General features: G+C 70.8%; 10 protein-coding genes, 1 tRNA gene and 1 pseudogene. All 12 read right to left on the reverse strand.

Going from position 1 to position 12,642, the window contains the following annotated elements; all coding sequences use genetic code 11:
- Position 1: 1 nt before the first annotated feature.
- Positions 2-874, reverse strand: coding sequence for a Bax inhibitor-1/YccA family protein (locus ACSU1G_RS20505; protein WP_439281847.1), 873 nt, complete (start codon positions 872-874; stop codon positions 2-4).
- Positions 875-1,102: 228 nt separating this feature from the next.
- Positions 1,103-1,176: transfer RNA gene (locus ACSU1G_RS20510), tRNA-Leu, on the reverse strand.
- 91 nt (positions 1,177-1,267) lie between these two features.
- Positions 1,268-2,683, reverse strand: a complete 1,416-nt coding sequence (locus ACSU1G_RS20515) for an NAD(P)/FAD-dependent oxidoreductase (RefSeq protein WP_439281848.1) — start codon at positions 2,681-2,683, stop codon at positions 1,268-1,270.
- A 79-nt stretch (positions 2,684-2,762) separates the two neighbouring features.
- A complete protein-coding gene (locus ACSU1G_RS20520; RefSeq protein WP_439281849.1) occupies positions 2,763-4,160 on the reverse strand; it encodes a S8 family peptidase in 1,398 nt (465 codons plus the stop codon).
- Positions 4,157-5,266 (reverse strand): Ppx/GppA phosphatase family protein, encoded by a 1,110-nt coding sequence (locus ACSU1G_RS20525; RefSeq protein WP_439282007.1) that lies wholly within the window; start codon positions 5,264-5,266, stop codon positions 4,157-4,159. The genes ACSU1G_RS20520 and ACSU1G_RS20525 overlap by 4 nt, the downstream gene beginning before the upstream one ends.
- Positions 5,267-5,515: 249 nt before the next feature.
- Positions 5,516-5,932, reverse strand: a pseudogene (locus ACSU1G_RS20530) (DUF501 domain-containing protein); the annotation flags it as partial.
- 30 nt (positions 5,933-5,962) lie between these two features.
- The gene (locus tag ACSU1G_RS20535; protein WP_439281850.1) at positions 5,963-6,829 is read right to left on the reverse strand and encodes an FtsB family cell division protein; all 867 of its coding nucleotides are present in this window, start codon (positions 6,827-6,829) and stop codon (positions 5,963-5,965) included.
- Positions 6,830-7,041: 212 nt separating this feature from the next.
- Positions 7,042-8,325 carry a phosphopyruvate hydratase gene (gene eno, locus ACSU1G_RS20540; protein WP_439281851.1) on the reverse strand — a complete coding sequence of 428 codons (1,284 nt, stop codon included), beginning with the start codon at positions 8,323-8,325 and terminating at the stop codon, positions 7,042-7,044.
- Positions 8,326-8,387: 62 nt separating this feature from the next.
- Positions 8,388-9,212 (reverse strand): MazG nucleotide pyrophosphohydrolase domain-containing protein, encoded by an 825-nt coding sequence (locus ACSU1G_RS20545; protein WP_439281853.1) that lies wholly within the window; start codon positions 9,210-9,212, stop codon positions 8,388-8,390.
- Positions 9,213-9,236: 24 nt separating this feature from the next.
- Complete coding sequence (locus tag ACSU1G_RS20550; protein WP_439281854.1) at positions 9,237-10,457, reverse strand: adenosine deaminase; 1,221 nt, start codon at positions 10,455-10,457, stop codon at positions 9,237-9,239.
- Positions 10,450-11,172: a DedA family protein gene (locus ACSU1G_RS20555; protein WP_439281855.1), complete on the reverse strand. Its 723-nt coding sequence runs from the start codon at positions 11,170-11,172 to the stop codon at positions 10,450-10,452. Before ACSU1G_RS20555 ends, ACSU1G_RS20550 begins: the two co-directional genes overlap by 8 nt.
- A 92-nt stretch (positions 11,173-11,264) precedes the next feature.
- Positions 11,265-12,599 (reverse strand): thymidine phosphorylase, encoded by a 1,335-nt coding sequence (locus ACSU1G_RS20560; protein ID WP_439281856.1) that lies wholly within the window; start codon positions 12,597-12,599, stop codon positions 11,265-11,267.
- Between the last annotated feature and the right edge of the window lie 43 nt (positions 12,600-12,642).

The following is a 12,642-nucleotide window of genomic DNA, read 5'->3' on the forward strand; positions in this document are numbered from 1 at the left end:
CTCAGTCGCTGCCGCGCAGGATCGCCAGGATCCGCAGGATCTCGACATACAGCCACACCAACGTGACGGTCAGGCCGAAGGCGGCGGACCAGGAGTACTTCTGCGGGGCGCCGGCCTTCACACCCTGGGTGATCGAGGTGAAGTCCATGACCAGGGAGAACGCCGCCAGGAAGACGGCCAGCAGGCCGATGCCCAGGCCGAGCAGCGGGAACTCACCGCGCAGGCCGAACATGGAGTCGGTGACGCCGAAGAGCATGAGGAACAGGTTCACCAGCGAGAAGGCTGCGTAGCCGATCATCGCGATCATGAAGATCTTCACGGACTTCTTCGAGACGCGCCACTTGCCGGAGGCGAACAGCGCCAGGGTGACGGCGAAGACGCACAGGGTGGCCAGCACGGCCTGGACGGCGATGCCCGGCCACATCTGTTCGAAGATGCCGGAGATGCCTCCGAGGAAGAGTCCCTGGGCCGCGGCGTAGATGAGGATCAGCGCGGGCGAGGGCTCGCGCTTGAAGGCGTTCACCAGGCCCAGCACCAGGCCGACGATGGCCCCCGGCAGCATCAGCGCCGGCATGTTCCAGCCGATCGCGGCACCGACCACCACGAGCAGCAGCGTGATCACGGTCTTGCCGATCACGTCGTTGTAGCTCATCCGACCGGTGTCACCCGGGCCGGCGGCGGGCTCGCGGTAGGACTGCTCCAGCTGCGCCAGCTGTTCCGGCGTGTACTGCTGCTGCTGTCCGTACTGCGGCTGGGCCTGCTGCTTCCCCTGGGCACCGCCCTGGTACCAGCTGGGCGTCTGGCTGGCGGTCCGGCCGTCACCGGAGTGCATCTGCTGCTGGAAGTTCTTGGTGTTGAAGACGGGGTTGGCCACGGGCCATCTCCTCAGGTTGGTGGCGTGCAGTCCACGTCGCGTGGATCCGGCCGGGTGTCTCGTGGAGCAAATCCGGCCTGGACCTGCAGTGGGGGCTGCGCTCAGTCTATCCGCCTTGGCTGAGAAGCAACCCGGAGCGGCCACCAGAGACGGGTGATCCGCGCTCGGCTGAATCCGCGGCGTCCCGCTCGGCCGGGTCAGGCCGCCGTCGGCCGCCGTCCGGCAGGGTGCCCCCAGTGGGACTCGAACCCACAACACAGAGATTTTAAGTCTCCCGCCTCTGCCAATTGGGCTATGGGGGCGTGGCGAACCGACCACAACGACGCCGGCCCGGCACCTCTCAAGGGTACCGGGCCGGGCGTCGTGGACCTGGGTCACATCCAGGTCAGCGCGTCACTTCTTCGCGGACTCCAGCGCCTTGGGGTTGTCGAAACGTCCGGGCTTCAACTCGCCGCCGGCCGCCTCCAGGAAGGGGTTGTGCGGGTTCTCGAGGCCTTCGAGCGGGGTGGTGTCCCGGCCGAAGACGAGCTCCATGACCCAGCCGGAGACCACGCGGGCCTTGCGCTCGTACATCGGCATGGCCAGGCCGTGGTAACCGCGGTGGGCCAGCCAGGCCGGGACGCCGGAGAGCTTCATGCCCATTGGGTTGCCCACGCCCTTGCCGAAGCCGAGACCGGCCACGGCGCCGAGGGACTTGTGCACGTATTCCTCCACGGCGCCTTCGCCGAAGCGGACCGCGAGCAGGTTGGCGGCGAGGCGCTTGGCCTGGCGTACGGCGTGCTGGGCATTCGGGACGCAGAAGCCGCCGGGACCGTCACCGGTCAGGTCGGGCACGGCACACACGTCGCCGGCGCCCCAGGCACCCTCGAGCACGCCGCCGGTGCCGTCGGAGATCTGCAGGGTCGGAGTGACCTCGATCCGGCCGCGCTGCTCCACCGGGAAGTCGGTCTGCTGGGCCACGGCGTTGGCGGCCACACCGGCAGTCCACACCAGGGTGTCGGTCTCGAAGGAGCCGGCGTCGGACTTGTCCGCCATGTTCATGAGCTTGAGCACGCCGCCCTCGGCGCCGGCCAGGGAGGTGTTCAGCAGCACCTCGATGCCGCGGGACTTCAGGTGCTCCACGACCTCCACCGCCTGGTCCTCGCCGACCTCGGGCATGATCTTGCCCATGGCCTCGATCAGCACGATGCGCGCATCCGACTGGGCCAGACGCGGGTTCTTCTTGATGGAGGACCGGATCAGGTCCTCCATCTCGGAGATGGTCTCCACACCGTTGAAGCCGCCGCCCACCACGGCGAAGGTCAGGGCGCGGGAACGGGCCGCGGGGTCTGTCAGGGTGGACGCGATCTCCAGGCGGTTCAGGATCTGGTTGCGCAGCTGGACGGCCTCCTGCACGGTCTTCATGCCGATGCCGGCCTCGCCCAGGCCCGGGATCGGGAACACGCGGGTGGTGGCGCCGGCGGTCATCACGACGTCCTGGTACGGGATCTCGAACTCGGAGCCGTCCTGGGTCTGGACGGTGGCGGTCTTGCGGGCGTGCTCGACCTTGACGACCTTGCCCTGCACGACCTCGGTGCGCTTGAGGTGGGTGCGGTGGTCCACCACGATGTGGCGTGGCTCGATGTGGCCGCCGACGACCTCAGGCAGGAACGGCTGGTAGGTCATGTACGGGTTCGGGTCCACGACGGTGACGACACCGCCACGCTCCTGAACCTTCTTCTCCAGGTTCTTGGCGACATACAGGCCGGCGTAACCGCCGCCGACAATCAGGACACGGGGCTTCGGGGACAGCTGCGGAGTGGTTGCCATGCCCCCTACCCTAAGCCCGAAGCCACCACTTCGTGAAATTTCTCACAAAGTCACAATCTCCGCTTCCGGCTGGCCCGCTTCACCGTTCGGAGGAGGACCTGCGCTGCCGCAGGAACAAGCCCACGGATGTCCCGGCCAACCCGATCACCAACACCGCGGTGCCGATCACCAGCGCCGGCTGCAGTCCGGGCGCCGGGTCCCGCGCCGCGGTGGCCTGCGGCAGGTCCGTGGGCAACGGATCCGTGCCCGACGCCGGCCCGGTCGCCTGATCGCTGGGCGCTGCGGACGGCGTGGGGGCACCGGAGGACTCAGCACGGCGGTGCACCCGGATCCAGTCGGCGAGGGTGTCCATCGGGTTGCGGTCCACGGCCCCCACCTCTGCCCCCACGGCTGCGGCGGCGTTGATGATGCCGTGGCCGTAGACCGGATCCACGCCCGGCACCCCCGCGTCCTCGGCCGTGGTCAGGATGCGGTGGATGACCTGGTGGGCGGGCATCTCCGGATGGGCCGAACGGATCAGGGCGGCCAGGCCGGCCACCATCGGTGCGGCCCCGGACGTGCCGGCCCACTCGCGCCGGTCACCACCCGGCACGGCGCCGACCAGCGGTTCCGCCGGTGCCGCGACGCCGATCGAGATGCCCTCGGTGGAGGAGTCCCAGCTCGCCGTGCCGTCCGCGGTCAGGCCCGCCACGGTCAGCACCCCCGGAATGGTGGCCGGTGCACCGGCGGTCATGGTGCCCGAGGCCCGGTTGCCGGCGGCGGCCACCACCACCACGTCGTTCTGCTCGGCGTGCAGGAAGGCCCGGTCCCAGCTCTCCGGCCAGTCCTGGCGGGTGGAGCCCAGCGACATGTTGATGACGTCCGCCCCCTGGTCCACGGCCCACGTCACGGCGCGCGCGATCTGGTCCTCCGCCGAAGGACCGTCCGTGTCCTGGGCACCGAAGTTCACGGAGACGGAGAGGAGCTTCGCCTGCGGCGCCACCCCGACGATCCCGTCCGGACCTGCCATGCCGTCCACTGCGGCGGGGGTGTCGGCAGGGGTACCGGAGGCGAGGGTGGAGGGCACGGGGCTCGCCTTCGCGCTGCGGCGTTCCTCCTCGGCCTGACGCAGCGCGGCCTCGTTGTTGCCGTGTCCGGCCAGGACCGAGGCCACCATGGTGCCGTGCTCGGCCATCTCGCCCACGGGCTCGGTTCCGGAGGCGTTGCCGGTCCCGGAGACGTCCAGGCCGCCGGCCACCTGGCCGGTCAGGTCTGGATGGTCGGCGTCGATGCCCGTGTCGATGACCGCCACGGTGACCCCCGCGCCCCGGGAGGTCTCCCAAGCCTCGCTGAAGCCGTATTCCTCGAGCCAATACTGCTGGTCCCGCCACTCATCGGCGGTGGCCGCGGGCAAGGTGCCCGGCGGGAGGACTCCCATCATCAGGGCCCCCAGCAGTAGCGGGACGGCCGCGGCGAGTGCGGCCCGGCGCCGGTTCATCCCGCCTGGGACAGGGCGATCCCGTCCAGGATGTCGTGCTCGGAGGTGGTGGCCGTGGTGACCCTGCCTCCACCCGACTGGGCCACCCTGCGCACGATCATGGACCAGATCAGGGCCCCGGCCCCGATCACGTCCGCACGCCCCGGGTGCATGTAGGGCAGGGCGGCCCGCTGGGCGCGGGTGGCCGCGAGCAGCCGTGACGCGGTGTCCGCGATGACGTCCACGTCCAGCTCGGTGCCGTGGATGGTGTCCGGCTCGTAGGCGGACAACTCCAGCGCGGCGGCGGTCACGGTGGTCACGGAACCGGCCACGCCCACGACGGCGGCCGCCTCCCCCAGCGGGACGCTCGCCTCAACCTCGTCCAGGACTGCCTCGATCTCCTGGACGGCGGCCTCGATCTCGGCGTCCGAGGGCGGGTCCGAGTGCAGGTGTCGCTCGGAGAAGCGCACGCAGCCCATCGGCACGCTCACCGCGTGGGTCACCACCGGCCCCGATCCCCCGCCCTGACCGCCGGCCGGCTGGCCACGGTCTGCCCGATCACTTTCCGTCCGATCACTATCCGCCCGATCACTTTCCGCCCGAGCACTGTGAGGGCGGAGTTCACTAGTGATCTCTGCCCTCAAAGTGCCGAGGACGAACTCGGTCGATCCCCCGCCCAGGTCCACCACGAGCACCGGGCCGGGCCTCTGGCCATCGGTCTCGTCCGCGAAGCGCGAGGCCAGCACGGAGGCCGCACCCGCGAAAGACAGGGCCGCCTCCTCCTCGCCCGAGACGACCTCCGGCTCCACGCCCAGACGGTCCCGGATGCCGGCGGTGAACTCCGCGGCGTTGGCGGCGTCCCGGCTGGCGGAGGTGGCCACGAAGCGGACGGATTCGGCCCCGAACTGGCGGATCAGCGCCGCATAGTCCTCGGTGGCGGCGAAGGTGCGCGCCATGGCGGCCTCGGACAGCCGTCCGGTGGCGTCCACCCCCTCACCGAGCCGGACCACGCGCATCTCCCGGTGCAGGTCGACCAGCCGCGGTGCTCCCGCCCCGGCGTCCTGACCGGACTCGAGGCGGGCCACCAGTAGTCGGATGGAGTTGGTGCCGCAGTCGATGGCGGCCACGGTCCGCGTCCCGGGAGCCGGCTCCGGTTCCAGCTCCGGCTCCGGCACGGCGGCCCCCTGCACGGGGTTCCTCTCCCCGGCCAGTCGTCTCACGTGCCGACTGAGGTCCTGGCTCGGCACGGGCGCCGCCTGGTCCCACGCGCCGACACAGCGGCAGGTCTCCGCCGTCCACTCCTGGCCGACCAGCACCAGGGCCTCGTCTCCGAGGGGGTTCACTCCGGGTCCGGCGGCCAGGGCGTGGCCCACGAGCACGTGCAGGCACTTGACCCGATCAGGCATACCGCCGGCGGAGATCCCGGAGATCTCGGGGACTCCGTCCGTGCCGGCCACCAGGCCGATCCGGGCGCGTTCGACCAGGTAGGCCTCATGGGCGGCACGGTAGCGGGCGGCCAGAGCCTCGTCCCGGCCGAGCCGTTCGGTCATCTCCGCCATGGTCCCGGCGGCCTCCAGCCGGGAGACGGCTGCGGTCAGCACGGGGTGCGTGAGGTAGAAGGTGGTCGGGAACGGGATGCCGTTGGACAGTCGCGGGGCCGTGGTGGCCACCAGCGGATTGCCACACACGCACCGGGCACCGATCTCGACGACGTCACGTGCCGGGCGGTTCAACTGCCGGCTGATGGTGTCCAGATCCTGCTGCGTGGGGGTACGGTCCGGGTTCTGCGTCATGGTGTTGATTGTGCCCTGTCGAGTCGGAGGTCAGTCGGTCCCCGCGCGCACCACGGAGTCCCAGAGGGCGTCCGCCCACGGGAGGTCCGGGTTGACCTCGCCGGGACTGGCGGGCGCGGGCACCGGATCCTCCACCGCCTCGTCGCCGCCGATGACCATGTAGGTCTGTTCGCCGGGCATCACCAGGTTGAAGCGTTCTCGGGCCTGCTGCTGGATGTAGGCCGGGTCATCCCACCGCGAGATCTCGTTCGTGAAGTCCTGTTCCAGCTGCCGCTCCGCGACGATGTCCTCCTGGACGGCCCTCAGTTCGGCCTGCTGGTCCAGGAACACCCGAAGCGTCGGGGCCAGCAGCACGGCCGCCACGAAGAGCACCACCAGGAAGGCGACCGAGCGGCCGGTGAAGTTCCGGGCGGGGACGGGCTCCACCATGGCATGTGTCTGGGGCGCCGCCGCAGCCGCCGACGACGCGGAGGTCCGGCGTCTCTGCGAGTTCTTGCGGCGCAGGCGCGGGGTGGATCGGCTCAGCAGGGTGCTGCGGGTCTCGGCGCGGCGCTGCTCGGGAGTCAGCTCCGGCTCGACCTCGGACTCCAGTTCAGGGGCCTCCACCCCGGGACCCTCCGCTGCGGAGGCCTCGGCTTCCGGGCCCTCTGTCCCGGCCGTCCCGGCTGTCCCGGGCGCCGCGGCCGCCCCGTGACGCGAGGGCGCGGCATCGAGGGGGATGACCTTCGCCGAGTACCCGCCGACGGGATGGGACGCGGAACCGGCGCCCTCGAACCGAGGTGCGGGGCCGACGTCGTACCCGGGGTGGAAACCGGCCGCACGGGAGGAGGCGCCCGCGCCGACGTCGGCGAGCTGGCGCTGCGAGGTCTTGGGTACCCGTGGACGGCGAGTTGCCATCTGTACCTCCCGCGTGCTGATCAGAAACCGGACGACTGACGTGAAAACCCGGCGGCGGGCCGGGTCCTACTGAGGATAACGGCTGACCCGCCGGCAGCCGGGGCAGCGCGCCGGACCACCATCACTTTCGGGGCAATCCCCACGGGTGTGGATTGCCCCGAGAGCTCAGGGACGGGGACCGTGGTGCGGCCGGTGTGCCGCCGGCAGCGGGCTCAGGCGCGGCGAACGCGGGGGAAGGCCGAGGCGCCCGAGTAGATCGCGGAATCGCCCAGCTCCTCCTCGATGCGCAGCAGCTGGTTGTACTTGGCCACCCGATCCGAGCGGGCCGGCGCGCCGGTCTTGATCTGGCCGGCGTTGGTGGCCACTGAGAGGTCTGCGATGAAGGTGTCCTCCGTCTCGCCGGAGCGGTGGGAGATCATGCAGTGGAACAGGTGGCGCTGGGCCAGCGAGATCGCGTCGAAGGTCTCCGTCAGCGAGCCGATCTGGTTGACCTTGACCAGCAGGGCGTTGCCGGAGGCCTCATCGATGCCGCGCTGCAGGCGCTCGGGGTTGGTGACGAACAGGTCATCCCCGACGAGCTGGACCTGCTGACCCAGGGCGGCGGTGAGCTGGGCCCAGCCGTCCCAGTCGTTCTCGTCCAAGGGGTCCTCGATCGAGATCAGCGGGTAGTCCGCCACGAGACCCTCGTAGTAGGCGATCATCTCGGCGGAGGACTTCTGCTCGCCCTCGAAGGTGTAGGTGCCCTTCTCGCAGAACTCGGAGGAGGCCACGTCCAGGGCCAGGGCGATCTGCTCCCTGGGGGTGTAGCCGGCCCGGGTGATGGCCTCGGTGATGAGGTCCAGGGCGGCGCGGTTGGACGGCAGGGACGGGGCGAAGCCGCCCTCATCCCCCAGGCCGGTGCCCAACCCGCGTTCCTGCAGGACCTTCTTGAGCGTGTGGTAGACCTCGGTGCCCCAGCGCAGGGCCTCGGAGAAGCTGGGTGCGCCGATCGGGGCGATCATGAACTCCTGGATGTCCACGTTCGAGTCGGCGTGCGCACCGCCGTTGAGGATGTTCATCATCGGCACGGGCAGCACGTGGGCGTTCGGCCCGCCCAGGTACTTGAACAGGGAGAGGTCCGCGGAGGCGGCGGCGGCGCTGGCCACGGCCAGGGAGACGCCGAGGATGGCGTTGGCACCGAGGGTGCCTTTGTTCTCCGTGCCGTCCAGATCGATCATCAGGGCATCGATCAGGCGCTGGTCCGTGGCGTCCTCGCCCTCGAGCTCATCGGCGATGTTCTCGATCACGGCATTGACCGCGCCGAGCACGCCCTTGCCGAGGTAGCGGTCCGGATCCCCGTCGCGGCGCTCCACGGCCTCGAACTCACCGGTGGAGGCGCCCGAGGGCACCGCAGCGCGACCGAGGGAGCCGTCCGTCAGCAGGACCTCCACCTCCACGGTGGGGTTTCCGCGGGAATCCAGGATTTCACGGGAATGGATGGCGTCGATCAGGGCCATGTGCGGTCTCCTTTGAAGGGCTTCTTCGGTGGCGGCGGCGCGGGGTGCAACGCGGGTTCAGCCTATCCCGTCGCGGCGGGACCCGAGAGGTCGTGACGCAGCTGGGCCAGGTGCCGCCGCAACGCCCGCTCCGGGTCCAGTCCTACGGCGCGGGAACGTTGGACCAGGGCGAACAGCGCGGAGCCCAGTGCGGTCTCGTCCTGCAGGGCAGCGGGATCGAGGGCAGCGGGGTCGAGGACGGCGGACTCCCAGGCCGCAGAGTCCAAGGCAGCAGGGCCCGGGCCCGACGACGGCCGGCCGGGTTCCGCCAGCGGGTTCACCGGTTGCCGGGCGGCCCGGTCCACGACCTTCGCCGCGGCCGCCAGGGCCGGCAGGTGGGCGGGAACCTGGGCGAAGGCCGCGGGATCAGGCACCGGCTCGGTCTCGGCGCCGACTGGCTGGTCTGCGCGTTGAGCTGCGCGTTCGGCCTTCTTGATCCGCTCCCAGTTCTTCTCGATCTCCTCGAGGCTCGCCGCGGCGAGATCCTCGGCGGGCAGCAGACGGCCGTCCGGGTGGAAGACGTGCGGATTGCGGCGGATCATCTTGTCCGTGATGGCCTCGACGGTGCCGTCGAAGGTGAAGCCGCCGGCATCCTGGGCGATGGCCGCGTGCAGGACCACCTGGAACAGCACGTCCCCCATCTCCAGGCGCAGCCGCTCGTAGGTCCCCTCCGCCCGCGCCTGCTCGGGCCAGCCCGCCGCGGGCGTGGACTCGATGACCTCCACGGCCTCATAGGCCTCCTCGATGAGGTACTCGGTCAGCACATCGTGGGTGAGCCGCCGCGTCCACGGGCAGTGCTCCCGCAGCCGGGCGACCACCCAGACGAGCCGGTCGACGGGCTCACTCATGCACGCTCCATCATCCAGCGGTGCTCACGCGTCGGTGTCGTCGGTGTCGTCGATGGCCTCCAGGCGCACGGGGCCCTCGCCGTCCGCGCCACCGGCGATGGCATCCCCCCAGGACTCGACGAGCAGCTCGGCCAGGGCCTCCCGGTCCTCCAGCGGCAGGAACGCGGCCTCGGCCGCGTTGAGCTGGAAGTCGAGCAACTCCTCGAGGGAGTAGTTGAAGACCTCGGCGAGCAGGTAGAGCTCGTCCGTCAGGGACACCCCGCTCATCAGCCGGTTGTCCGGGTTGATGGTCACGCGGAAGCCCAGCTGGGCCAGCATGTCGATCGGGTGCGTGGAGATGGTGCCCCCGTAGGAGGCGATGGCGCCGGTCTGCAGGTTCGAGGACGGGCAGACCTCCAGGGCGATCCCGCGGTCGCGGACCCAGGCAGCGGTGGCGCCGAGGTCCACGAGGGCCTGGTCCTCCCCCACCGGTTCGCCGGTCTCGTCCGTGGCGTTGAACTCCACCGTGATGTCATCGGCGATCCGCACGCCGTGGCCCAGGCGCAGGGCCCTGCCGTTGACGAGGGCGTCCTGGATGGAGGTGATCCCGTCCGACTCCCCCGCGTGGACGGTGGCCGGGAACTGCTGGGTGGCCAGCCAGGTGAAGGCCTCGGTGAACCGGGACGGCGGGAAGCCGGTCTCGGGCCCGGCGATGTCGAAGCCGACGGCCCCGGTCTCGCGGTGGCGCACCGCGAGCTCGGCGATCTCCTGCGAGCGGTCGTTCTGGCGCATGGCCGTGATGAGCTGGCCCACCCGGATGGACGTGCCCTCCTCCTCGGCGGACTCCACGCCCTGATCGAGCCCGGCCTGGACGGCCTCGACGGCCTCGTCCAGGCTCAGCCCGCCGGCGGTGTGCTGCTCGGGGGCCCAGCGGATCTCGGCGTAGACCACACCGTCCTCCACCAGGTCCTCCACGAACTCGCGGGCCACGCGCTGCAGGCCTTCGGCGCTCTGCATGACGGCGATCGTGTGGTCGAAGGTCTCGAGGTAGCGCTCCAGCGTGCCGGAGTTCGCGGATTCCGCGAACCACTCGGCCAGGGAGTCGGCGGTGTCAGCGGGGAGTTCGTGGCCGATCTGTCCGGCCAGGTCCAGGATGGTGGCCGGCCGCAGGCCGCCGTCCAGATGATCGTGGAGGCTGATCTTGGGCAAGGTTGCCAGATCGACGTCGAGGGGCGAGGGGGCGGAGAATTCGATCGCGTCAGTCACGGGGCGAGTCTACGGCAGGGGCACCCGCCTGCTCAGTCGACTCCGCCTGCTCCGCTTGTCCAGCCGTCTCAGCCGTCTCGACCGGTCCTGCCGGTCCTGCCGACGACGGGACGCGGACGGCCCACCGCGCCAGGATCCGTCTCAAGACCTGGTCCGCCAACCAGCCGACCGCCGCCGCCGCCACCACGGCCACGGTGATCTGCAGCAGCGTGTTGTCCATCCAACCGGTGGTGGCCTTGGCGATGCCGATGGAGTACGCGGACCACAGGAACGCCGCGAAGACGTCCAGCACGGTGAACCACAGGCGCGGATAACCGGTGGCTCCGGCCGTGTAGTTCACGGCCACCCGGCCGCCCGGGATGTACCGGGCCGTGCAGATCACCATGGCGCCGTGGCCGTCCAGGGCACGGCGGGCGCTGCCGATCGCGCGCCGCACGGTGCGGGTCCGCATCCAGCGGAAACGGTCGATCCCGATGGCCCGGCCGAGACTGTAGGCGATCTGGTCACCGGTGATGGCGCCCAGCGCACCGAGCAGCCACACCCACCACAGGGACACGGTGTCCGCATTCCCCGAGATCGAGGCCAGCGCCACGATCACCGACTCGGAGGGCACCAGGGGGAAGAAGCCGTCGATGGTGCACAGCAGGTACACGGCGGCCAGGACCCACCACTGGCCTGCGGCGTGGAGGACGGCCTCCTCGATGAGCTGGAACACCCGTTCAGCCTAGCGACTGGAACCGGTCCGCCGGCCCTCGGCAGCCAGGATTCCGGGATGGTTCCGGGGCGTCCCGGAGCAGCCCTCCGGGCTCAGTCGATGCGGTCGATGATCAGGGGCCGCGGGGCGAAGCCGTCCGCCGCGGCGGTGCCTGCGCCGGCCACCTCGAAGCCACCCTCCAGCGCGGCCATCGCCCGGTCGAACTGCTCCGGGGTGTCCGTGAGCAGGGTCAGCAACGGCTGGCCGGCCTGCACGGTGTCCCCCGGCTTGGCATGCATCCGTACCCCGGCGGCGGCCTGCACCGGGTCCTCCTTGCGCGCCCGCCCGGCCCCGAGCCGCCACGCGGCCAGACCCACAGACATGGCGTCCAGGCGGGTCAGCACCCCGGACTCGGGTGCGGTGATGACGTGGGACTCCCGGGCGGTGGCCATCGGGGCGTCCGGGTCTCCGCCCTGGGCGGAGATCATCCGGCGCCAGACGTCCATGGCGCGGCCGTCCGCCAGGGCTTCGGCCGGGTCCACTCCGGTCACCCCGGCGCCGGCCAGCATGGCGCGGGCCAGTTCCACGGTCAGCTGCACGACGTCGGCCGGTCCCCCACCAGCGAGGACCTCCACCGATTCGGTCACCTCGATGGCGTTGCCCGCGGTCAGCCCCAGCGGGGTGTCCATATCCGTGAGCAGGGCCGAGGTGTTCACCCCGGCGTCCCGCCCCAGGTCCACCATGGTGCGGGCCAGCTCGCGAGCCATCGGCTCGGTCTTCATGAACGCGCCGGAGCCACACTTCACATCCAGCACGAGGGTGTCGGTGCCTTCGGCGATCTTCTTGGACATGATGGAGGAGGCGATCAGCTCGATGGCCTCCACCGTGCCGGTGACGTCCCGCAACGCGTAGAGCTTCTTGTCCGCCGGGGCCAGGCCGGCACCGGCGGCGCAGATCACGGCGCCGATCTCGGAGAGCTGGTCCATCAGCGCGGCGTTGGAGAGCTCCGCCCTCCACCCGGGGATGGCCTCCAGTTTGTCCAGCGTGCCACCGGTGTGCCCCAGCCCGCGGCCGGAGAGCTGGGGTACGGCCACGCCGTACACCGCCACCAGCGGAGCCAGCGGCAGCGTGATCTTGTCCCCGACCCCGCCGGTGCTGTGCTTGTCCGCGGTCGGCTTGGGGCCGGCGTCGGGCCCTGTGCCGCGCAGCGCGGAGAAGTCCATCCGCTCACCCGAGGCGATCATCGCGTTCGTCCAGCGCGCGATCTCCCTGCGGTCCATGCCGTTGAGCAGGATGGCCATGGCCAGGGCGGACATCTGCTCCTCCGCGACCACGCCGCGGGTGTAGGCGTCCACCACCCAGTCGATCTGGGGGCCGGTGAGCGTCTGGCGGTCGCGCTTGGCGCGGATGACCTCGATCGCGTCGAAGGGTTCTGCGGTCCGGGTCATCGGGTCCTCTCATCCGGCTGGTCCTGCCGGGCTTGCTGGTTCT

Source organism: Microbacterium sp. A93, assembly GCF_051842835.1.